16 protein-coding genes are annotated in these 23,111 nt (G+C 59.7%); 15 read left to right on the top strand and 1 reads right to left on the bottom strand.

Annotation, left to right across the window (positions count from 1 at the left end):
• Nucleotides 1-246: 246 nt before the first annotated feature.
• From TVD_RS08195 to TVD_RS08140, 15 genes are all read left to right on the top strand, one after another.
• Entirely contained in the window at nt 247-2,226 is a 1,980-nt protein-coding gene (locus TVD_RS08195) for a type I restriction-modification system subunit M (RefSeq protein WP_047251324.1), read from the top strand.
• On the top strand, nt 2,223-3,644 hold the full coding sequence (locus tag TVD_RS08190; RefSeq protein ID WP_205622071.1) for a restriction endonuclease subunit S: 1,422 nt from the start codon (nt 2,223-2,225) through the stop codon (nt 3,642-3,644). Before TVD_RS08195 ends, TVD_RS08190 begins: the two co-directional genes overlap by 4 nt.
• Nucleotides 3,641-4,594 carry a GIY-YIG nuclease family protein gene (locus TVD_RS08185; protein WP_047251323.1) on the top strand — a complete coding sequence of 318 codons (954 nt, stop codon included), beginning with the start codon at nt 3,641-3,643 and terminating at the stop codon, nt 4,592-4,594. The genes TVD_RS08190 and TVD_RS08185 overlap by 4 nt, the downstream gene beginning before the upstream one ends.
• 14 nt (nt 4,595-4,608) lie before the next feature.
• Nucleotides 4,609-7,803, top strand: coding sequence for a type I restriction endonuclease subunit R (locus tag TVD_RS08180; protein WP_047251322.1), 3,195 nt, complete (start codon nt 4,609-4,611; stop codon nt 7,801-7,803).
• A gap of 234 nt (nt 7,804-8,037) precedes the next feature.
• Nucleotides 8,038-8,991, top strand: coding sequence for a toll/interleukin-1 receptor domain-containing protein (locus TVD_RS08175; RefSeq protein WP_047251321.1), 954 nt, complete (start codon nt 8,038-8,040; stop codon nt 8,989-8,991).
• Nucleotides 8,992-9,068: 77 nt separating this feature from the next.
• Nucleotides 9,069-9,653 (top strand): hypothetical protein, encoded by a 585-nt coding sequence (locus tag TVD_RS14590; protein ID WP_156167530.1) that lies wholly within the window; start codon nt 9,069-9,071, stop codon nt 9,651-9,653.
• Nucleotides 9,654-9,776: 123 nt separating this feature from the next.
• Nucleotides 9,777-10,499 carry an LEM-3-like GIY-YIG domain-containing protein gene (locus tag TVD_RS14225; protein ID WP_205622070.1) on the top strand — a complete coding sequence of 241 codons (723 nt, stop codon included), beginning with the start codon at nt 9,777-9,779 and terminating at the stop codon, nt 10,497-10,499.
• A 117-nt stretch (nt 10,500-10,616) separates the two neighbouring features.
• A complete protein-coding gene (locus TVD_RS14585; RefSeq protein WP_156167528.1) occupies nt 10,617-11,594 on the top strand; it encodes a hypothetical protein in 978 nt (325 codons plus the stop codon).
• A gap of 202 nt (nt 11,595-11,796) precedes the next feature.
• Nucleotides 11,797-13,029, top strand: coding sequence for a DUF6361 family protein (locus TVD_RS08165; protein ID WP_047251319.1), 1,233 nt, complete (start codon nt 11,797-11,799; stop codon nt 13,027-13,029).
• On the top strand, nt 13,029-14,828 hold the full coding sequence (locus tag TVD_RS08160) for a phospholipase D family protein (protein ID WP_047251318.1): 1,800 nt from the start codon (nt 13,029-13,031) through the stop codon (nt 14,826-14,828). The genes TVD_RS08165 and TVD_RS08160 overlap by 1 nt, the downstream gene beginning before the upstream one ends.
• Nucleotides 14,821-17,955: a helicase-related protein gene (locus TVD_RS08155; RefSeq protein WP_047251317.1), complete on the top strand. Its 3,135-nt coding sequence runs from the start codon at nt 14,821-14,823 to the stop codon at nt 17,953-17,955. Before TVD_RS08160 ends, TVD_RS08155 begins: the two co-directional genes overlap by 8 nt.
• A 41-nt stretch (nt 17,956-17,996) precedes the next feature.
• A complete protein-coding gene (locus TVD_RS08150) occupies nt 17,997-18,455 on the top strand; it encodes a DUF6998 domain-containing protein (protein WP_047251316.1) in 459 nt (152 codons plus the stop codon).
• A 348-nt stretch (nt 18,456-18,803) separates the two neighbouring features.
• Complete coding sequence (locus TVD_RS14580) at nt 18,804-19,409, top strand: hypothetical protein (RefSeq protein ID WP_156167526.1); 606 nt, start codon at nt 18,804-18,806, stop codon at nt 19,407-19,409.
• 437 nt (nt 19,410-19,846) lie between these two features.
• Entirely contained in the window at nt 19,847-20,734 is an 888-nt protein-coding gene (locus TVD_RS08145; RefSeq protein WP_047251315.1) for a PD-(D/E)XK nuclease family protein, read from the top strand.
• A gap of 8 nt (nt 20,735-20,742) precedes the next feature.
• Nucleotides 20,743-21,372: a hypothetical protein gene (locus tag TVD_RS08140; protein WP_047251314.1), complete on the top strand. Its 630-nt coding sequence runs from the start codon at nt 20,743-20,745 to the stop codon at nt 21,370-21,372.
• Nucleotides 21,373-21,798: 426 nt separating this feature from the next.
• Here TVD_RS08140 and TVD_RS08135 read toward each other — a convergent pair whose 3' ends face one another.
• The gene (locus TVD_RS08135) at nt 21,799-23,049 is read right to left on the bottom strand and encodes a tyrosine-type recombinase/integrase (protein WP_047251313.1); all 1,251 of its coding nucleotides are present in this window, start codon (nt 23,047-23,049) and stop codon (nt 21,799-21,801) included.
• Nucleotides 23,050-23,111 lie beyond the last annotated feature (62 nt).

Genomic DNA, 23,111 nt, shown 5'->3' with positions numbered 1-23,111 from the left:
ACCTACGGGAGCAACCCCTGCGTATTGACGAGCTGAAACAGGTGCTCGAGGGCGGCTCATTCCAGCCTCGTGGGCCTCGGGACTCAGGCGGCGGCAATTGTCGCCTGAAGCTGGCAGGCTGGGGGTTGGGCGCGAGCAATAGCGCCATCGGACGTGTTCGCGCGGCGTGAAGGTTTGCTGCAACAATGCCGGCACCATCGGGTGCCCGGCCTTGGGCAGAGTGAATAAAGAGCAGGGGAGCAGGGCTTGAACACGGAGAATCATTCGGAGACGGCGGCGTGGATCTGGTCGGTGGCGGATCTGCTGCGGGGGGACTTCAAGCAGTCGCAGTACGGGCGGGTGATCCTGCCGTTCACGCTGCTGCGGCGGCTGGAGTGCGTGCTGGAGCCGACTAAGGACGGCGTCCTGGCCGCCGCGAAGGAGCACGAGAACAAATCGGAGACCGTTCGCGAGCAGCTTCTGCTGCGCAAGGCGGAGCAGCCGTTCTTCAACACCTCGCCGCTATCGCTGGGCAGTCTGTCGGATACGCAGACGGCCGAGGACCTGATGAGCTACATCGAGTCCTTCAGCACCCATGCCCGCGAGATCTTCGATCACTTCCACTTCGAGGATTTCGTCCAGCAGCTCGCGGCCAACAACCTGCTGTACCAGGTGGTGCAGCGCTTCGCCGCGATCGACCTGCGCCCGGCGCGAATCACCAACTTCGGCATGGGCCTGATCTTCGAGGAGCTGATCCGCAAGTTCGCGGAGAGCTCCAACGAGACGGCGGGGGAGCACTTCACCCCGCGCGACATCGTGCACCTGACCACCTCGCTCGTGCTCACCGGGCAGGAGCACAAGCTCAAGCCGCACAGTATCGTCACCGTGTACGACCCCACCTGCGGGACCGGGGGCTTCCTGTCCGAGAGCGACGAATACGTCCAGCAGATCAGTCAGGACGTGACCGTGTCCCTCCACGGGCAGGAGCTGAACCCCGAGTCCTACGCCATCTGCAAGGCGGACATGCTGGTGAAGGGGCAGAACGTCGAGAACATCAAGCTCGGCAACACGCTCTCCGACGACCAGCTCGACGAGCTGCAGGCCGACTTCATGCTCGCCAATCCGCCGTTCGGCGTGGAGTGGAAGAAGGTCCAGAAGCAGGTGACCGACGAGCACAACCACAAGGGCTTCAACGGCCGCTTCGGCCCCGGCCTGCCGCGCGTGTCCGATGGCTCGCTGCTGTTCCTGCTGCACCTGGTCAGCAAGATGCGCGACCCGCGCAAGGGTGGCTCGCGCATCGGCATCATCCTCAACGGCTCGCCGCTGTTCACCGGCGGGGCCGGCAGCGGCGAGTCCGAGATCCGCCGCTACCTGCTGCAGCACGACATGGTGGAGGCCATCATCGGCCTGCCCACCGACATGTTCTACAACACCGGCATCGCCACCTACATCTGGGTGCTGAACAACAACAAGCCGGCCGAGCGCCGCGGCCGGGTGCAGCTCATAGACGCCACCGACCGCTACGCCAAGATGCGCAAGTCGCTGGGCTCCAAGCGCCAGTACATCGACGACGCCAACATCGACGCGATTGTGCGCACCTACGGCAGCCTGGAGGAGAGCGACAAGAGCAAGTTCTTCCCCAACGAGGCCTTCGGCTACCGCCGCATCACCGTCGAGCGCCCGCTGCGCCTGAACTTCCAGGCCAGCCCCGCGCGCATCGAACGAATGCTGGCCGAGAAGCCGATCCAGAAGCTAGACGACACCACCCGACTCGGCGTGCAGGCCGCCTGCGAGCGGCTGGACGCCGACCGCGTCTACACCAACCGCGAGGCCTTCCTGAAAGACCTGAAGGCCACGCTGAAGGACCTCGGCATCAAGCTGGGCGCGCCGGCCCTCAAGTCCATCTGGAACGCACTGAGCGAGCGCGACCCGGAAGCGGACATCTGCACCGACAACAAGGGCAACCTGGAGTCCGACAGCGACCTGCGCGATACCGAGAACGTCCCGCTGGGCGAGGACGTGTTCCAGTACTTCGAGCGCGAGGTGAAACCGCACGTCCCCGACGCCTGGATCGGCGAAGCCAAGCGCGACGAGCAGGACGGCGAGATCGGCATCGTCGGCTTCGAGATCCCGTTCAACCGCCTCTTCTACGTGTTCCAGCCCCCACGCCCGCTGGAGGAGATCGACGCCGATCTCAAGGCCGTCACAACCCGCATCAAGCAGATGATCGAGGAGCTTTCGGCGTGAGCTTCCCGAAATACCCCAAGTACAAGGACTCCGGCGTCGAGTGGCTCGGCGAGGTTCCGGAGCATTGGAGCATGGTTCCAGTTCGGGGTTTGGCACGGGCCGGCCTTGATACTTTCACCGACGGTGACTGGATTGAGTCGCCGTACATCGCCGACGAAGGCGTTCGGCTGATACAGACGGGAAATATCGGCGTCGGGGAATATCGCGAAAAGGGTTTCAGGTATGTCTCTGAACAGACCTTCCACCTCCTCCGTTGTACCGAGGTTTCGCCTGGCGATATTTTGATCTGCCGGCTAGCCGATCCGGTTGGCCGAGCTTGCTCGGCACCGAACCTCGGCGCTCGGATGATCACATCAGTAGATGTTTGCATCCTCAAGATAAGACGCGGTGTCGATTCACGATACGTTGTCTATTTTTTCTCCTCCTCGCCATATCTAGCGTTTATGAAGTCGGTTTCCCGCGGAGGAACGCGAGAACGTGTAAGCCGAAGTTTCTTGGGGTCTGTCAGGTTCCCCCTACCAAGCAAGAAAGAGCAAGATGCGATCGCGGCCTTTCTCGACCACGAGACCGGGAAGATCGATGCGCTGATCGAGGAGCAGCGGCGGCTGATCGAGCTGCTGAAGGAGAAGCGGCAGGCGGTGATTTCCCACGCCGTCACCAAGGGCCTCGACCCCAACGTGCCCATGAAGGACTCCGGCGTCGAGTGGCTGGGCGAGGTGCCGGTACACTGGGAGCTCTGGAAGGTGTCACATGCATTCAGAGGGATCGGGAGCGGGACTACCCCGCCCAGTAATCAGCCTCAATGGTATGAAGAAGGAACAGTCCCGTGGGTTACGACCAGTGAACTGCGTGAATCCTCTATCGTTGACACGAAAAAACGAATTACCGAACGAGCCCTGAGTGAGTTTTCATCGCTACAAATGCATCCACCGGGCTCACTAGTAATAGCTATGTACGGGGCGACAATTGGAAGGCTTGGATTTCTGAATGTCGCCGCGACGACCAATCAAGCGTGTTGTGTCCTTTCGAGGCCGGAGGCAGTTGAACCGGCTTTCGCGTTCTATTGGTTTCTTGCTTTTAAGGATGTGGTCATTCGGCTGTATGCTTCAGGGGGCGGGCAGCCGAATATAAATCAAGAGACTATTGCAGCACTTCGTGTCGCTGCTCCATCCAGGCAAGAACAGCAGTCTATCGCGCAGTTTCTGCATCAGAACTTGGCGGGCATGGATGCTCTGATAGAGGAGGCACAGAGCGCGATATCACTTTTTCAGGAGCGGCGCTCGGCTCTGATCTCCTCCGCCGTCACAGGCAAGATCGACGTACGCGGCTGGCAGGCCGGAGTCGAGTCGGATGAGCCGGAGCTGGCGATGGTCGCCGAGGAGCCGGCCGGGTATTCGGGGCAAGGCGGTGCCGCATGACCCAGGGCCGCAGCATCCGACTGTTCTTGGTCGATGGAACGCCGCACGGGTTGCTGACGGCGGAGATCATGAACTGGACCGGCCATGTGCTGACCGGGCCGCGCGGCAAGCTGAGCGAGCTGGTGCAGCGGCCGGAGTGCGGTCGCACCGGCGTCTACTTTCTGGTGGGGCCGGATGCGGAGAACAGCGTGCGCCCGCAGGTGTATATCGGCGAGTCGGATGATGTCGGCAAACGGCTGAAGCAGCACAACCGCACCGAGGAGCAGGGCGGCAAGGACTTCTGGGAGAAGGTCTGCCTGATCACCAGCAAGGACCAGAACCTGACCAAGGCCCACGTGAAGGTCCTGGAGAGCCTGCTGATCCAGCAGGCCCAGCGCGTGGGCCGCTGCAGCCTGGTCAACGGCACCCGCCACGACTACATCGGCCTGCCCGAGGCCGACCAGGCCGACATGGCCTTCTTCCTGGAACAGATCCGAACCGTACTGCCCGTGCTCGGTTTCGAGTTCCTGCGCGACTCCAGCCGGCCCCCAGTCAGGGAAATGGCAGCCAGCGTCACCCCTGCACCCACTTCAGACGATGCCTCACCCCGCTTCCGCATGGTGCTGCCCAAGAACGGCATCACCGCCTACGGACAGGAGCTGGACGGCGAGTTCTTCGTCCTGGAAGGATCACAGGCTCGCGAGGCGTGGGTGGGCCCTACGCCCCACGGCTATCAGCGCCTGTTCGAGCAACTGGTGGAGGAAGGGGTGCTAGTGCCGGATGGCAATGGCCCCATGCGGTTTTTACGCGACTACGCATTTTCCAGCCCCAGTGCGGCCGCTGCTATGGTGGTCGGAAGAACCGCAAATGGCCGCAAGGAATGGCAACGCGAGGACACCGGCCAGGCCTACGGCGAATGGCAGGAACAATTGGTCGCCGAAGCGGCGGATGTAACCCCCGAAGAACCCTAAGAACGAGAAACGGAATGGCGGACAGCAGGGAAGCGCAGTTTCAGCAGGACATCATCGACGCGATGACCGCCGACGGCTGGCTCACCGGTCCGGCCAGCGGGTATGACGCCGCGAACGCGCTCTATACCGAGGATCTGGTCGGCTATCTGCAAGAGGCCTGGCCGGAGCATTGGGAAAAGTTCGCCGCGAAGAATGCACAGGACCCGCAACGGGCCCTGGTGCGTGCGGTGACCCGCGAGCTGGATCGCCGCGGGACGTTGGATGTGCTCCGCCATGGGGTCAAGGACCGGGGCTCGAAGCTGGATCTGTGCAGCTTCAAGCCCGACCACGGCATGAACCCCGAGTCCCTGGCCCGCTACCGTGCCAACCGCCTGCGCGTGGTGCCGGAGGTCTCGTACTCGCCGCATGCTCGCAGCGGGGAGTACAACCCGCGGCTGGATCTGGTGCTGTTCGTCAACGGTATCCCCACCGCCACGCTGGAGCTGAAGAGTGAGTTCAAGCAGTCGGTCGAGAACGCCAAGCGCCAGTACCGGCGCGACCGCCCGCTGAAGGACCCGGTCACCCGCAAGCCCGAGCCGCTTTTGACCTTCAAGCGCGGGGCGCTGGTGCACTTTGCGGTCAGCCAGGACCAGGTGGCGATGGCCACGCGCCTGAACGGCAAGGACACCGTCTTCCTGCCCTTCAACCAGGGCACGGAGGACGGCGGCGCCGGCAACCCCGCGCCCCCGAACCCGGACTGCTACGCCACCGGCTACCTTTGGCAGCGCGTGTTCCAGCCGGATGCCTGGCTCAAGATCATCGGCCGCTTCCTGCACCTGGAGGACAAACCGGAGGAAGACTTTCACGGAAAACGGCGCAAGAAAGAGTTGCTGGTTTTTCCGCGCTTCCATCAGTGGGAGGTGGTGAACCGCCTGATCGGGGCCACGCGGGAGGAAGGTGCCGGCCAGCGTTACCTGATCCAGCACAGCGCGGGTTCCGGCAAGTCCAACTCGATCGCCTGGATCGCGCACCAGCTCGCCTCGCTGTACGACGAGGCGGGCGGCAAGCTGTTCAACTCCGTGGTGGTGGTCACCGACCGCACGGTGCTGGACAGCCAGCTCCAGGACACCATCTACCAGTTCGAACACGCGCACGGTGTGGTGCGGCCGATCACCCGCGACGTTGGTAACCAGAGCAAGTCGGAGCAACTGGCCGAGGCGCTGGCCGAGCAGACGCGCATCATCATCGTGACCATCCAGACCTTCCCGGCGCTGTTTGACGCAATGGATAAGCGCCCGGAGCTGGCCGCCGGGCGCTACGCAGTGATCGCCGACGAGGCGCATTCCTCGCAGACCGGGTCCTCCGCCACCAAGCTCAAGGCCATCCTGGGCACCGACAAGCCGGAGGATGAGGAGATCAGCGCCGAAGAGCTGATGGATGCGGCCGTCGCCTCACGCAAGCCGACCGAGCGCATCAGCTACTACGCCTTCACCGCCACGCCCAAGGCGAAGACCCTGGAGCTGTTCGGCCGCCCGCCGGATCCGGATCTGCCGGCTTCGGCCGACAACAAGCCGGAGCCGTTCCACCTGTACTCCATGCGCCAGGCGATCGAGGAAGGCTTCATCCTCGATGTGCTGAAGAACTACACGACCTACTCGACCGCCTGGAAGCTGGCTCACCCGCATGGCGATGACGAAGAGGTGGAGTCGCGCAAGGCCTCGACCAAGATCGCCCGCTGGGTGCGGCTGCATCCCCACAACATCAGCCAGAAGGTCGAGGTGATCGTCGAGCACTTCCGCGCCAACGTGCGCCACCTGCTGGACGGCCAGGCCAAGGCGATGGTGGTGACGGGCAGTCGGCAGGAGGCGGTGCGCTACGCGCTGGCGATGCGCGAGTACACCCAGGACAAGGGCTATGGCGACGTGCACGCACTGGTGGCCTTCTCCGGTTCCGTACTGCCGGACGAGGTGATCCCCGAGGAGGTGACCGAGCACAGCTCGCTGCTGAACCCGGGCCTGAAGGGGCGCGACCTGGCCGACGCGTTCAAGACCGCCGAATACAACGTGATGATCGTGGCCAACAAGTTCCAGACCGGGTTCGACCAGCCCAAGCTCTGCGCCATGTACGTGGACAAGAAGCTGCAGGGCGTGGAGTGCGTACAGACGCTCTCCCGTCTGAACCGCACCTTCCCGGGCAAGGAGGACACGTTCGTCCTCGACTTCTTCAACGACGCCGAGGACATCCTCGAAGCCTTCCGCCCCTACTACAACAAGGCCGAGCTCGCCGACGTCTCCGACCCGAACGTGGTCTACGACCTGCAGCACAGCCTGGACGCCTCAGGCATCTACCACTGGGACGAGGTCGAGAACTTCGCCCGCGCATTCTTCGATCCCAAGGTCAACGCAAGCCAGCTCAGCTACTACTGCCAGCCCGCCCGGGAACGCTACACCACCCGCTACAAGGCCGTGATCGAGCAGATCCAGACCTGGAAGGCCGCGTACGCCGAAGCCGAGCGCAATGGCGACAAGACCGGCCTGCACCGGGCCGAGCAGGAGCTGAAGGACGCGCACACCACTCGCGACGAACTCGACCTGTTCCGCAAGAACCTCCAGAGCTTCGTACGCAGCTACGAGTTCCTCTCCCAGATCGTCGACTTCGAAGACCGCGAGCTGGAGCAGCTATGCGTATACGCCCGCGGCCTGCACCCGATGCTGAGCACCCAAAACCTGGAAGAAGACACGATCGACGTCTCCGAACTGGAACTGACCCACTACCGCCTGAACAAGCGCGCCGAACACCAACTGAACCTAGGCGAAGAGGGTGAGGACTACAACGGCCTCAAACCCCTCTCCGACGTCGGCTCTGGCAAGCCCCACGACCCGGAAAAGAAGCGCCTCTCCGAGATCATCGACCATCTCAACGACCTCTTCGGCGCCGAGGTGAGCGACGAAGACAAACTCCAGTTCGCCAACGGCATCGCCGACCGCATCCGCCGCGACGACGCCGTAATGGCGCAGGTCGAGAACCACAGCCCCGACCAGGTGATGCATGGCCTGTTCCCCAAACGCGTCACCGACACCGTCCTCGACGCCATGACCGACCACGAAAAACTCTCCATGCAGGTCCTGGACGACCCCGAACGGCAGCGCGACTTCGCCCTACTGATCCTGCGCCTGCTGACCGCCGGGGCAGGCGACCAACACCCGACGCCCAAGAGACCCGCTCAATGAACAAGCGCCTCAGGGCATTGGCGCTCGCTTCGGCAGCCCGGGGGCCGAACGGCACCACGCCGCAATCCCGCCATTCCGTTCGCCAAGCGTGCTCCCATCCGCGCGTTGGCAACCGAACGGTATGGAGCGCTTTGCTCGCGGGATTTCACGGCCAAGTGGGTGTTATACAGAATCTTTATAGCGCCAATATCCCAGATTCTGTCTAATACACTGTTATAAGCAAGAGGTCACCACATGAGCCCTAGTGTTTTTATCAGTCATGCCAGTGAAGACAAAGACCGATTCGTCACCAACTTCGCGACGAAGCTCAGGGAAAACGGCGTTGATGCATGGCTAGATCGCTGGGAAATGCTCCCAGGCGATAGTCTTGTCGACAAGATCTTCGAAGAAGGCCTGAAGGAGGCCCATGCTGTAATCATTGTCCTTTCCAAGTTCAGCGTTTCGAAACCTTGGGTGACAGAGGAGCTTAACGCGAGCATGGTCTCGCGCATCTCAAAGGGTACCAAGATCATCCCCATTGTAATTGATGATTGCAGTGTTCCTGAAGTGCTAAAGTCAACCTTGTGGGAGCGAGTCGAAGATACAGGGAACTTTGAAACGCTACTTAAGAGAATTGTGGCGGCAATTTACGATGTCCGCGAAAGGCCACCTGTAGGAGAACCCCCCGATTTTGTTCAGAAGACCACTAGCGACATTGCGGGACTTCCAACAATAGATACGCTCGTGTTGAAGCGGGCTGTCGCATTCGATTTGGAGAACAACGCACACATTTTCGAGCCCGAGGAAATTTTTCGAGACCTTGACGCCCTTGGGCTAACAAAAGGTCAGGTAAAGGAGTCCATCGAGATTTTGGGGGCGGATGGCTACTTCGAGTTATCGCATTACTTCGGCGGAGGGCCAGATCGGTACGGATGCCATATTCGAGTTACTGGCTATGGTTTCGAGAAATATTGCGGCTCCGAGATTGATGGGTACGATCATCTGAAGGAACAGTGCGCAGGCCTAATCGTCAATGAAGACGTGAAGGACAACAAAACATTAGCAGATAGAACAGGGGCTAAGCTTCGGCTAATTGAACACATTCTGGACGTGTTCGAATCCAATGGGCTAATTAGTGCCACGAAGTTCCTCGGGGGCAATATTTCTATTCATCACGTCCATCCGAAATTTCGTAGGATGTTGGCATGATTGCTTATAACACAACGCTCCACTCGACCAAAAACCGCTATGCGGTTTTCGTCGGGTGAGCTAGGCGTTAGGAATATATGCAACCCCTTGAATTCATTCTTGGAGTTATTGAAGCAACCGCGTGGCCCGCAGTAGTGCTCGCAGCGGTTTTCTTGCTGAGAAAACCCCTTGCTTCAATTTTACGGGCACTCACCAAGTTACGTTACAAAGACCTAGAGTTGGATTTTGGACGTGAACTCAGGGAGCTTGGCCAACAAGCAGAAGAGGCCCACTTGGTCACTGAGCAAACGCGAAAGAGTCGCGGCGGCCCAAAAGAGCCGGCTGAGTTGCTTGATGAAGCCGAACAGCTAGCTGAGGAATTTCCAGAGCCAGCAGTCGCAGTGGCATGGTCCGCGGTTGAAAGTGCTTTAATTGAAGCAGCCGAGTCCCACGCCGGTTCTGATCAACATCGTAGATTTTCACCTAGCCGGAATATGAAATTCCTGGCCGATAGCAACATTTTAGACAAGCGCACGTTAGAGTTACTGCACGGGATGCAGCGGCTTCGAAACGTTGCTATCCATGAGCGTTGGAACGCTTTTGGTGGAATTTCTACGGGTGAAGCTTACGAGTTTATACGGCTAGCACGGGGAATCTGCGGTAGGTTGACCCCTAACCAATAGTTCCAGTTCGTTCCGGGCCTTGCGGCCCTCCACCGGACAGCCTTGTCGCCGCTTCGGTCTGCCAAGACTGCCGCTGAACGTCGGCGTTAAAGCTATAGTTTAGAGAACAGAGGAATATTCACCTTGGATAGATTTCCACCCGAAGTAATTGAGAATCTGAAAAACTACGTTTACCGACTAATCGACCCGCGTAATGGCGAAACGTTTTACGTGGGACGCGGTGTTGGAAATAGGCTGTATTCCCATATTCATGACGAACTAGGTAGTGATTCCGACGAGGTGGGCGACAAGCTGAAAAGGATAAGAGCAATACGTCTTGCGGGTTTCGAGGTTTCCCATGTGGTGCATCGGCACGGAATGGAGCCCAGCGTAGCAAGTGAAGTCGAGGCTGCATTGATCGATGCATATCCAGGGCTTACAAATTTCATGGGAGGAGAGGGTAGCGGCGATCGCGGTGCAATGCACGCGGACGAGATAGTTCGTGAGTATCTGGCTGAACCCGCGGCGATTCGGCATCGGGCGTTATTGATCAGTGTGAATAGAAGCGCCTTAGAGCAGCCGCTTTACGAAGCGACACGATTTGCTTGGAATCTCAGTCAAAAGCGCGCCAACGAAGCAGAACTGGTCCTGGCCTCAGAGAAGGGGATTATCCGAGGTGTGTTTATCCCTGAAAAGTGGTTGGAAGCAACGGCAGAGAATTTCCCTGGCCGCCCAGACACGCCTAGTAGACTAGGCTTCGTCGGTCGAGAGGCACCACCCGAGATCCAAAATGCCTATGTCGGCCGGCGAATACCCGATGAATATAGGTTCGGCACTGGGAATCCGATTAGGTATACGTGGAATTGAAGGCGGACTCTAGCGAAGGGTTCAACCGGACGCCGGTGAGCTTGCGGGCGGCGAAGGCGGTCGAGTTCGGTGTCGGCGCCGGTTAACCCAAACGTTGGGCGCCTTGGAGCTAGCCTGATGACTAGAGACGATCTCATTGAGATTATCGAGGAATCCCGAATATTTCAGCACTGGCATTGGTTCAGTTGGCACTTTAACCACACATTGAAAGGTGTGCCGAACCTGCTAGCAGATTCAATTGTCGATGCTTGCCTTGTTTGCGAAAACTGCATCCCCGGCTACGCTAAGCGAACGATTTCCATTATTTCCAGCATTGGCGGAAGGGAAAAGCATTTGCCAGATTGGGAGCAATTGCTTCAAGTCCTCGCGGAGCTTTTGGTTGTTAGTCACGTTTTGGGGCGCAAGTGGGAAGACTCCACTACATTTGAGTCGGAACCTTCCGTTGAAAAGCGGGGAAAGAACCCAGAAATATTGGTTCAGAATGAGCGCATCACCCTTGCTGTAGAAGTCAAAGCGCCAGCCCTTTTCTCTCACCAGGAGGATCGCGCGGCCAATCCTGAGCAAGTTGCTGCAAGGTTTGGATCTCAAGACCAAATCAAGCAACTGCTCGCTAATCCAGAGAAGGTAACCCTTCCAAGGGACAATCCCATCAAGGATTTCCTGATTAGTTCCGAGTCGAAATTCGAGCAATTTCAGGTAAAGAAAAATTTCGTCGGAGTGCTAGTAATTGTTTGGGATGACTTCATTTACGAACCACTATCATCCTTGCTGCACCCTGGTTCCGGTTTGCTCACTGAGAATAGCTTTTGCAAAGATGCTGATGGCAAGCCAATTGTCTTTCCTTCAGTAGGTGCCGTGGTGTTGATTAGGCAACTGCACCAAATTGTGCGGGCGTGTCGTGATGAACAACTTGCCGATGGTTTGGTAAACCCTTTGCAGTACAGTATTCCTCATGGGTTTCCGCCGAAGGTCTTGGTTGCGAATGGTGTGGCCAATCAAGATCTAAGGCAATTGGAAGAAATCTTCGAAGCCTTGGCTCCAGATCATAAAATGGGGGCGGAGTATACGCCAAAGGAACTGGTTTGGTGGATGTAGTAAGAGCGGCGCCCAACAAATTGTGTCACATGCGCACCACATCTCGGGGTCGGACCTCGGTAGGTTGCTGTAAACGAATGCGTTAAAAGAGGTGAAGGCGGCTCTAGGAATCTTAGAAGGGTGGTTTTGGGGCGAAAATGATGGTCTGGCGGATTGGCTCGGGCGTATGAGGCGGCCCTGGCGGAATGGGGAGGGAAAGCGAATGCTCCAGTCGAGAATAGCCTGGCTTGATCACGATGCGGAGGCGCGCGAACGAAGCATTCGTGTGCTGGCCATGTTCGGTGAGCGCGATACCCGGGATGAGCTGGGGCTGGGCTCTATTCGGGACAATCTGGCCGACTTGCTGTTTCCGGGTACGAGTACGATTCAGACGCGGTTGCGCTACATGTTCTTCGTGCCCTGGGTGTACCAGCAGGTTGAGTCGGAGTTGGCTCGCGGAGCATTGGAGGCGGATCGTGTGCCGGCGAGGGCCTCGGATCTGGAATTCCGGATCGTGGATGCGTTGCTGGATTCGGACGATCAGGCTGGGGTGTTTGGGGTGGGGTCGGGGCGTACCCTGAAACGCCTGCCGAGCTCGGTGTACTGGGCCGGGCTTGAGTCGTGGGGTATTCGGGAGGTTTCGCTGTCACAGGATCGCTACGTGCGAAGTGTGGCGGGGCTGGTGGGACGGCGACAGGCGGCCCAGTCCCTGCGGTTGGAGGTGGATGGGGATGCCGGCGGTTTGGGGTATCGGACCTGGCACGCGGGGTTACCGGAGGCGCCTGAGCGATTCCCGGCCGGCATCTCGCTTTCGCTCACGAGCGAAGAGGCGGCCTTCATTCTGGATCGGGTGCGCGAATGCCACCCGTCGAGCCTGTTGGCCCATCTGTTCGAAGGCTGTTTGCCCGCAGGCGTGGATTATCCCTGGGAACATCCGGATCGCTCGGGCTTCAGTGATAGCCAGCAGGAATTACTGGACCATGCGGAGAAGCTCGCGGTGCTCGCGCATGGGTCGTTTCTTCTCTACAACCTGGCGCTTTCCGAACGAAGGGAACGCGAGGACTGGGTGGAACATTACGAACATCGGTTGGATGACTGGTCTGCATCTGCCCAGGAGTTGCCGTTCGCGGAATGGAGTCTGGATGAGCTGTTCGGGTGGACGAGGGCGGGTTCTCTGCGGGTATCGGAGGGCGCGCGTACGTTTCTTCGGGAGTGGCTTGCGAAGGTGCTCGAGTGTGGGAGCGATGGTGGGCGGCTTCGTGCGGATGAGGGGGCGCGTGAGTTGATCCGACTGCGCGAATCGCTCCTCAAGAAGTCGCGCTCCCGGTTCAACAACCCGCAGGCGCTCACGCAATGGAGCGGTAAATCGGGTGCGGATCGCTACAACTATCGCTGGGCGACGGTGAGTCGGTTCCATCGGGACCTGTACGCGGCGTTTCAGCGGGATGGCGGCTGATGCTCGATCCCAACGGCCGGAACCTCTACACCCATCTGCTCACGCCACCCCCCGGATACTCGCTGGACCAGGCACTGGGCACGACGTTCTCGCTGGATATCCCGACGCTGCTGACGATTCCCGTGCATTTGTCGCTGCTGGGTGCAGAGCGGCGGGATGACGGCATCGCGGTGTATGAGTCGGTCCGGCGGACGATGGACCGGGTGACGCTCTATCTCCAGCGTGGCCAAATGCGCGCGCCGCAGAAGGAAAACCACCTGTTCGGATTGCTGGAGCCCTGCATGGTGGAGGTGGAACCGCCCGGCAGCGGGGTCTTTCATCCCAAGATCTGGGTGTTGCGGTTTATGCCGGACGACGGGGTGAGTGATCCACCGCTGCTGCGGGTCGCAATTCTGTCGCGCAATGTGACCGATGATCGCTCCTGGGATCTTTCGCTGCAGCTTGATGGGTGGCTGGGTACCGGCCCTTCCGAAGTGAACCGGCCGCTGGCTCGATTGGTGGAGGCATTGCCCGGGCTTGCCACCCGGGCGATCGATCCAGATCGGCGTGAGCAGGCGCAAGCACTGGCGCGAGACGTGATGGACTGCGAGTTCCAGCTGCCCGCCGGCGCTGATTCGATCGAATTCGCGGTTCTCGGCTGGCCGACGAGTCGGTGGCGCGCGGAGCCGAGCGACCGACTCGCCGTGATCTCTCCGTTCGTGAAAGACGAAGCATTGAGGCAACTGGCCAGCGTCAGCGCCCAGCCGGTGGCGTTGATTTCTCGACCGGATGAGCTGGAGTCTCTGTCCTCGGCGTCTTTCACTGCCTTCGGGGGTTGTTACGCGCTGCACGAGGCGGCGGAGAGCGAGGACAACGAGGGCGAGATTGATCACGACACGCACGGGCTCCATGCGAAGGTCTGGATTGCGGAGCAGGGGCCACAAACGGTCATGACCATCGGTTCCGCAAACGTTACCGATGCCGCCCTGGGCGGGCAGAACAACGTTGAAGTGATTGCGACCCTGCGGGGCCCGCGCCGTGAGATCGGGGGTATTGATGACCTCCTCGGCGAGAAGGGACTCGGGAGCGTGTTACAGCGCTGGGAGCCAGGGGTGGGCGCGGCCACAGAAACGGATGAGCTGGCCAGAGCGGCGCAGGAGCGGCTGGAACGCGCGCGTAAAGCGCTTGCCCGGAGTGAACTAGCGGTCGAATGCGAACCCGGGGCTACGGAGGGCATGTGGCGGTTGTGGTTGCTCGGGCGAGTCGAGCTGCCGGAGTCGGTCGTCTGTCATGTTTGGCCGGTAAGCCGCCCGCCGGGCGACGCATTGATGTTCGGGGCAGGTGAAGAGGCGGGGCGGATCGAGCTTGCTCATTCCGGGGCGGCCTACCTTACCGGTCTCATCGCCTTCGAACTGTCGGATCCGGCGGCGGAGCAGCCGCTGCGCTTTGCATTGAACCTGCCGATCGAGGGCCTGCCGGCGGAGGAACGGGAGGCGGCTATCCTGCGTGCGGTGGTAAAGAACCGGGACGGTTTTCTACGGTACCTGATGTTGTTGCTGGCCGGCGACGAAGCCTCCGCGGCGGCCTTCATGCCGACGGCAGGGAGCGGGCACGGGCGTTGGCACAAGGCGGCACTGGACGAATTGCCGTTGCTGGAAGAAATGACCCGGTGCTACAGCCGCGAGCCGGAGCGGCTTCAGGATATCGCCGGGATGATCGAGCGCCTGCAAGGGCGCACGGGCACGTCGGACCTCGTGCCGCCGGAGTTCGAGCAACTGTGGCAGACGTACCAACAAGCGATGGAGCGACGCGGTGAGTGAGCTCGAAGGATTCAATGCGGCTCCGGTGCTCGCCTCGCTCAAGCCGTTCCAACGACGGACGGTCGACTACGCATTCGAGCGGCTGTTCGCTGCGGACGGGAGCGGCCGTTTTCTGGTGGCGGATGAGGTGGGGTTGGGCAAGACCCTGGTTGCGCGCGGTGTGATCGCGCGGACCCTGGAGGCGCTGAGCGGGCAACAGGGTCGAGTTGACATCATCTACGTGTGCTCGAACGCGGCGATTGCGCAACAGAACGTTCGACGGATGAATGTCCTGGAGAATAAGGATTTTGCCCTGCCGACTCGTCTGACCCTGCTGCCGGAGAAGGTCCATAAGCTTAACCAGAACCCTGTCAATTTCATCAGCCTGACGCCGGGCACGACCTTCAACCTGCGTTCAACTACCGGTATCGCGGGGGAACGGATCCTGCTGTTCCATATGCTGAATGGCATGGAGGGGTTGAGTCGGATCGGACTGCGCAATGGATTGCAGTGCAGCGTGGGCGAGCGTTGGCACCAGATGCTGGAGGAAGGGCCACCTGAGATGGATGCGGATTTGGCGGCTTCGTTCTTCGAGGACGTTCGTCTGGATCCCGAGCTACGTGAACGGCTGCGACACCTGTGCGAAACGTTCGAACGTCCGGAGAATGAACGGGGCGATGGGGCCAATGCCGAGCGGAATCTGGTGGTCGGGCTGTTGCGCCGGCGGCTGGCTCGAATCTGCCTCGAGGCGCTGCGGCCCTCTTTGGTGATTCTGGACGAGTTTCAGCGCTTCTCCGATCTGCTCGGGGGTGATACCGAAGAGGCAGAACTTGCTAAGGACCTGTTCTCGCTGGATGGCTCCCGGCTGCTGCTGTTGTCGGCGACGCCGTACCGGATGCTGAGTATGCATGGCGAGGCCGATGAGGATCACCACGAGAACTTCCTCGCGACGGTTGGGTTTCTGTATGACGAACCCGGTGAAGTGGCACAGCTCCGCGGGGATCTCGAGGCCTATCGCCAGGGCTGCCGGCTGTTGGCCGACGGGGATCAAGGCACGATCCACGAGGCGCGGGAGCGCCTGCAGGCGCGCTTGATGAAGGTGATGTGCCGCACGGAGCGGGTCGGTCTGACTCGCCGGCGCGATGCGATGCTGGAGGGCGATGAACGTGAGGTTCGCCTCAAGCCAGACGATCTCGAGTATGCCCGGGTCGTCGACGCTACCGCTCGGGCGGCGGGTCTGCCGGATGTGATCGAGTACTGGAAGTCGATCCCGTACATGCTGAGTTACATGCGTGATTATCAGATCCGCAGGGAGCTTGATGCGCTGGGCGACACGCCCTCTGCCGAGTTGAGGCAGACCATCGGAGACGGGCGGGGCCTGAGTACCATCGATCCTCGAAGGATCGAGGATTATCGGTCGCTGGAAATGCCGCATGCGCGGATGCGTGGCTTCGTCGACGAGACCGTGGATAAGGGCTTGTGGAAGCTGCTTTGGCTACCTCCCTCGCTACCGTACAGCGAGCCCGCCGGTCACTGGGCCGAGGTGGGTGATGTGACCAAGCAACTGGTGTTTTCGGCCTGGAATGCGGTGCCGGATGCCATTGCGACGATATGCTCTTATGAGGCTCAAGCCAGGGCGTTTGCCGGAGCGGACGGGAACGTCACGTACAGCAATACCTACGAGCGTGTGCGGCCCCTGCTGCGGTTTCAAACGGATGCTGCCGGCCGGCTGACCGGGATGCCCGCGTTGATGCGCATCATGCCGGCACCTCGCCTCGCTCGGGAGGTGGATCCGCTTCGCATCGTTGTTGAATTGGGCGATGGCACGCCCCCTTCGCTTGATGTGGTGCTGGGAGAAGCAACACGGCGATGTTCAGCTCTCTTGGCGGAGCTGCCACCCGGCGATGTGGCCGGCCGCATCGACGAACGTTGGTATTGGGCGGCAATCGCGATGCTGGAGGCTAACCCGGCCCTGATGACCTGGATGCAGGCGGCTTCTGGTTGGTCCGAGGCGATCCCCGAGCGCGAGAGTAGTGATCAGTTCCAGGCTCACGTCGATCACATGGTCGAGACCATGCGCGATGGGCTGGATCTGGGGCGGCGGCCACCCGACTTGGCCGAGGTGCTGGCCCTTTTCGCGCTGGGAGGCCCGGGTGCTTGCTCCGTGCGTGCGCTGCGGCGCGTGGCCCCGGATGTCGAATGGAATGCGGCAGCGCTGCTGTCTGGAGCGGCGCGGATCGCGAATGGCTTTCGGACCCTGTTCAACCTCCCTGAGAGTATCGTTCTGATCCAGAATCGGGATGAGCTCCCGTACTGGCGCCAGGCGCTGGAGTACGCGGTCGAGGGGAACCTTCAGGCCGTGCTGGACGAGCAGGTGCATGTGCTGCCGGAGCAGCTTGGCCTTGCGGGTGCACCATCCGCCGACCGCATCGATCGCGTCGCCAGGGCTGTAGCGGAATCGCTGTCCATGCGCTCGGCGCAGCTCAAGGTGGATGACGTTCGCGTGAAGCAGCGCCGCCTCGCCGTCGACGACGTCATGATCCGGTGCCGTTTTGCCCTGCGCTTTGGTGACATGCGAGACGATGCCGGCGGTGCCATTGCGCGCGCCGACTCCGTACGGGCCGCTTTCAATTCACCGTTTCGTCCCTTCGTTCTGGCCAGCACATCGGTGGGGCAGGAGGGGCTGGATTTTCACACCTGGTGCCATTCCGTCGTTCACTGGAACCTGCCGTCGAACCCAGTGGACATGGAGCAGCGGGAGGGCCGCGTCCACCGTTACAAGGGGCATGCCGTGCGCCGAAACGTGGCGCAGGATATCGGTTTGCATGCGCTCGCGGGGTGGGGTGGTGAAGGGGATCCGTGGACATATCTCTTTGAGCGCGCGGAAGGTACCGATTCCGGGCAGGAGTCCGATCTTGCCCCCTGGTGGATCTACGAGGCGGGTGATGCACGCATTCAGCGACGGGTTTTGCTTCTGCCGCTGAGCCGGGATGTCGGCCGCCTCAAGAACATGAAACGCCAGTTGGCGCTCTACCGCATGGTGTTCGGCCAACCGCGCCAGGAAGACCTGATCGCGTACCTCGATCACGCCCTGCCGGAAGACGCGCCAGAGGACTGGCAGATTTCCCTACTGCCTCCCGCGACGTAACGTTCGTCACCGGATTTCGACAGAGCTGAGAGGCATTGCAAATGGATAAGGAGCATCTGCCGAAACTGGTAGGCGAGTTGTATCGCGTTGTGGGGGCGTTAGAGGCGATGTTTCCCGGAAGGCATTTCACGCCGGATGGTCACCTCGTGGGCAGTCTGGGTGAGTGCCTCGCGGCCTATCATTACGGGCTTGATCTCCTCCGGGCATCTTCACCGGGCGTGGACGCCGTTAAGGATGGGCGAGAGATCGAGATCAAGGCGACCCAAGGAACAAGAGTAGCCCTTCGAAGTGGTCCGGAGCATTTGCTAGTGCTAAAGCTGGACCGAGAAGGCGGCTTCGCGGAAACCTACAACGGGCCGGGCAAATTCGTCTGGCGTGAATTCGAGGGAAAGCCGAGACCGAGTAACGGCCAGTATCAGATTCCGGTAGCGCGCCTGATCCAGTTGATGCAGAACGTTCCTCCCGATCTGAGGGTGCCAATGGTGATTCCGAACGGGTGATCGGACCTGAGACTTCCGGGTTAGCGCACTTTGGACCCGTCCAAGGGCGATAGGGGGAAAGTTTTCCCAGCTTAAGGCACGCTGGGGTGAATGAGAGCCGGCGGGATCCAGACCGGGCGCCGCCCTCCGAGTTCGGTCCAGTAGTAGCCAGGGTTTGAGGCGAGATGAACTGCCCCAAAAGTTCTTAGTGACCACATTGGACAGCGACTTATGGTAAATCCGAAACCAGTATTCGAAAACCAAATGAAGCCCAGTCCAGAGAACCCTTTTCCGGGCTGCGACGGGGGTGATCCAGGATCCCAAAACCGGCCTTCCGTTTGGGTATTCGGATTAGAGCCCGGTTGGTCCGTGCGAGATGAAGAGGAGTATGACGAAGCCAATCACGAGGATACTCGGTTTGCAAATTACGAGGTCGACCTACAGCTGGGGTGGCCTTTCAATCGCAACGCTTTCAAGCTGTTATCGAGCATTGATGGATTCCCTACATCCGGCTATCGAGAGTTTGCGAAGGAGAGAAGAATCTTTGAGAGGAATAGCCAAGGATATTTTAAAGGAAATTTATACCCTATCCCTTTCAATAATATGGCGGCGTGGGACGCCGATACCTCCCGAAATACCGGATTTAGTTCGAAATCCGATTATCAAAAATGGTGTCGAAGCACCAGATTTCCGATTCTTCGAGAATGGGTTAAGAAGCATCGTCCACGGTTGCTCGTTTGCGCCGGCGTTACTGCTATTCCGGAGTACATTGACGCTTTCGGAATCGCAGACTTGAAAGTCGCGACTTTCTCCGTCAATGGTTACAAAAAGGCCGTCTACTACGGAGAACTACCAACACACGCTCCTGCTGTGATCGTTCCTCATCTATCCGGCGGCTCTCATGGGCTTAACAGTAACGAGGCGATTGGCCTCGTCGGCTCGTTTATTCGAGGCGAGTTATTAGGGGAATTTTGACCAATGCGTCTTCAACGAACGGATCTCCGGGGCCAAGCCTTTCCATTTACCCGTTTATAAAGGGATGGAAAGCCAAACTGGGTGTGCATAATCTAGGTGTGAAGTACGTGCTGACGAAGAATCTTTGAGTCTGGACGAAAGGTCGCGGTTCGAGGCGCACATAGTGCTCGCCTGTGCCTTTCCCCTATGAGTTGGATTGAAGTCAAACAACAAACTAGGTCTGGTCCCAGGCCGGCCCGCTACTCGAATTGGAGAGAGGGGGGGGGTCAGTTGCACGAACCTCCGCTGGCTGCGGATGAGGGGGGCAGGGTAGTGGCTTAGGATGGTTATTGTTTACTTGTTCAAAGAAGGGACAGCCTGTCGATGTATACCCTCCGGGAGGCGTTTTGGATGTTGATGTCGAAAGAAAACCGGAAACATGGATCAGGAGGTTCCTTATGAGCAGCTACCCGTCGAGAGGGGTAACCGGTTCTGATCCTGTGTCCCGGATGACCGGAGAGGAGGGTCAGGACGGCGGTAATCCGTTTGAACGCGCTGGCAGACAAATGGACCGATTAACGCATCTAATCAACCAAGACAAAGCAGCCAAGTTTCTAGATCTTTTTGGTGGCGTGAAGATGCTGGGGGAGGCTGTTGGCGTAGTGAGTGAAAATCCCGTTCCGCGTGAGTGCGGTTGGCACCCTGAGAGTTTGACATCTCTCATCGGAATGCGACCCGGCTCGATCGGGAAGGACACTCATGGTCTGCTTTTTCAGGGTGCCGCCTACTTGCAAAGTCCGACCGAGCCACAGGTTACTAAGGCGCTGGCTGCGGCCCTCGATGCACCTAAAGATCCAGAACAGCGCCGTGAGCGCATTTTGAATTTTCTCACGGCGCTGGGTACCCCCCAAGTGGTTCAGGAAGGCCTATTTTGCGAGCTGGCGGCGCAGTATCCGCGAATAGTGGCCGAGCAAGAGACCCGCCATGATATAGAGGGCGGTACTGATGGGCGGCTGAAGAAGGGTGCACTGGATCTGGTTTTGTGGGGGCCAAAACGAAACGATTCCACGCCCATGGTCGTGATCGAGGCCAAGTTCGGCCACCAGGTCACCGAGGGTCAGTTGGAAAACTACGCTCGCTGGATCGAGAGAAATTGGGCTAGCGGTGGCAATGTGGACCGTGTGATCCTCTCTGTCGATGGCGGCCGTAAGGCGCGAAACCGCCACGCCGACTGGCGTAATGTGAGCTGGTTTTCGCTGATGCGGAAATGGGAGGAGCTGTCGTTGGAGAGTTGTCCTTCCTTGCGTCTCGTCAAATCGATTATCTGGGAAAAACAGAAGGAGTGAGAAATTCCATGAACGAACTCGAAGTCCCCGAGTCCCTTCAACGCTATCATGGAAGTAGAATACATCGTTCTGCGATCGACTTGGTCATTGTAAAGAAGGGCATGGCCGAAGCCGAATTCGATTGGGATAGCTTGGATCTATTTTATCAAAGCTATCTCAGCGCCGAGATTACACGCTATGATAACTGGAAGTTTTTATTGGAGGCCAATCGCCTTATATGGGGGAAAGAGTTACCAGACTTTGGTGGTTCTCTCAAGGAGTGCAGCACAACATACTACGAACGGGAGAATTCAGCTCAATATGCATGGGAGGAGCAGAGTCTGTACCGCTCACTCGTACGCCCAGACGAGATATCAGTGGGGCCAGAAGAAGCATTGATTGGTTGCTGGCTGGACGGGCCGTTTTTGAGGCTCTTTATGTGGCTCAGAGAGACCGGAGACAGTTATTCCAGCAATGATTGGAGTCTAGGGGACAAGTGGGAAGTCAAACACTACGACTCGGAGCGTCGGACTGCCAGGGGTCTGAAGAAAGAATACGTCAACCTTTCGAAGGCGAAGCGCTTGGATCTTGTTGACCTCAAGGCGGCGGCAGATGACGCCATTGCGTTGATAAAAGAGAACATTCGACGAGCGGGCTGAATCGGAAAACATGGCCCGAGCTGTGTGTCTGAGATAATCCGGGTGCTTTGGTCAGTTACGTGGTCCTGGAGGGCCAGGACATGATCGTGATGCAGGCGAAGGCCGAAAAGCTCGGTATGCCCCTCTGACGCAAACGGATTTTTGCACGCGACTCATGGAGGCCATTGGGCCAGCGTCGATGCGGTCGGTTGCTGGCGGTACGGTCAAGCGATTGGCGCCAGCCTTCGTTCAGTAGTTCGCTGTGGGCTACAAAGTTATCACCCAGGACGGTTTATGGCTTCTGGACGGGAAAGAGTCCAAAGATCCGGGTGGTCGGTAGGGCACTGTTCTTCCTGACCGATGGTCGGGCGGTGTGAGCTGGGCCGGGATGTCTGAGGGGATATTGACGTTCCGTGGTTTTGACGACGATTCTCTTTGAACCGGTCTTCAGACCCGAGCATCCTCGATGCTGGTAACGGTGGCCGCGTCTGGCGTCCCTTTGCGGAGAAACCGCGCCCAATCCGCCATTAGTCGCGCCCGCTGAGGTAACAACTCATCGCGGGCATAGGCCGCTCGGGTGGCGTCGCTGTTGACGTGCGCCAGCGCTAATTCGCTCACCTCATCGGCGTAGGTGGTGCAGGAGCGGGCCCAGTCCTTGAACGTCGATCGAAATCCGTGCGGTGCCGCGTCCACCTGCATGCGTTTGCAGACGGCGCTGATACTCATATCGGACAGCGCACCGCCTCGGGGTGCGGTGAATACCAAATCGGAGTTCGCGAAGCGGGGCAGGGCTTCCAGCAGGGCCACGGCTTCATCGGACAACGGAACCCTGTGCTGTTTGCCTGCTTTGATCCGTTCAGCAGGCACTGTCCATGTTCGGACGTCCAGATCGATTTCATCCCACGTTGCGCCGCGCACTTCACCCGATCGGGCGGTCGTCAGGATGGCGAATTCCAGCGCCCGTGCGCCCATGCCGGGCCGTTGGCGCAGCGCCTCCATGAATGCTGGGACATCGTTCCAGGGCAGGGCGCGGTAATGGTCGCGCTTGCGGATCTTGCGCGGGGCAGGCAACGCAACCTCCAGGTTCCCTTTCCAGCGGGCCGGGTTGTCGCCTTCGCGATAACCACTCACGGTGGCCCAGCTGAGGACCGATTCAATGCGCTGGCGTATCCGGCTGGCCGTCTCGGTCTTTTCTTTCCAGATGGGGTCCAATACGGCTTTGACGTGCCCCAACTCGATAGCGGAGACCGGAAGTTTGCCCATCGTTGGGAAGGCGTAGTGCTCCAGGGAGCGAATCCAATCCTTGCGGTGCTTCAGGTTGCGGAACTCGTCTTGCTTCGCGGCATGGCATTGGTGGGCGGCCTCGGCGAAGGTGAGCTGCTTGGCTTCCTCGGCGCGCCTGGCGTCCTCTGCGGCCCTGCGTTCGGCTACTGGATCGATTCCCCGCCACAGTTGATCCTTTAGCTCCCGCGCCCGCTCACGGGCTTGTCCAAGCATCACGTCGGGGAACCCGCCAAGGCCGAAGTTGCGGCGCTTCCCGGCCACGCGCGCGCGTAACACCCATTGCCTCGATCCGGTGTCCGTCACCCGCAGCGTTAGGCCGGACACGCCGCCCACCGCATGGAAGCCTGGACGGTCGATCCGTTTGACCTCAATGGCGGTTAGCTCCTTCGCCTTCTTCGGCACGTCGTCCCTCACAGAGTTATGTGGAGGCTTTTTGTGTAGTGCCTCCTGTATACCCAAAAAAGATGTTCTTGGAT

Origin of the sequence: Thioalkalivibrio versutus (assembly GCF_001020955.1) — a bacterium.
GTDB lineage: Bacteria > Pseudomonadota > Gammaproteobacteria > Ectothiorhodospirales > Ectothiorhodospiraceae > Thioalkalivibrio > Thioalkalivibrio versutus.
Note: the sequence above shows the minus strand (reverse complement) of the source record. Positions and strands in the feature narration are given on the sequence as shown.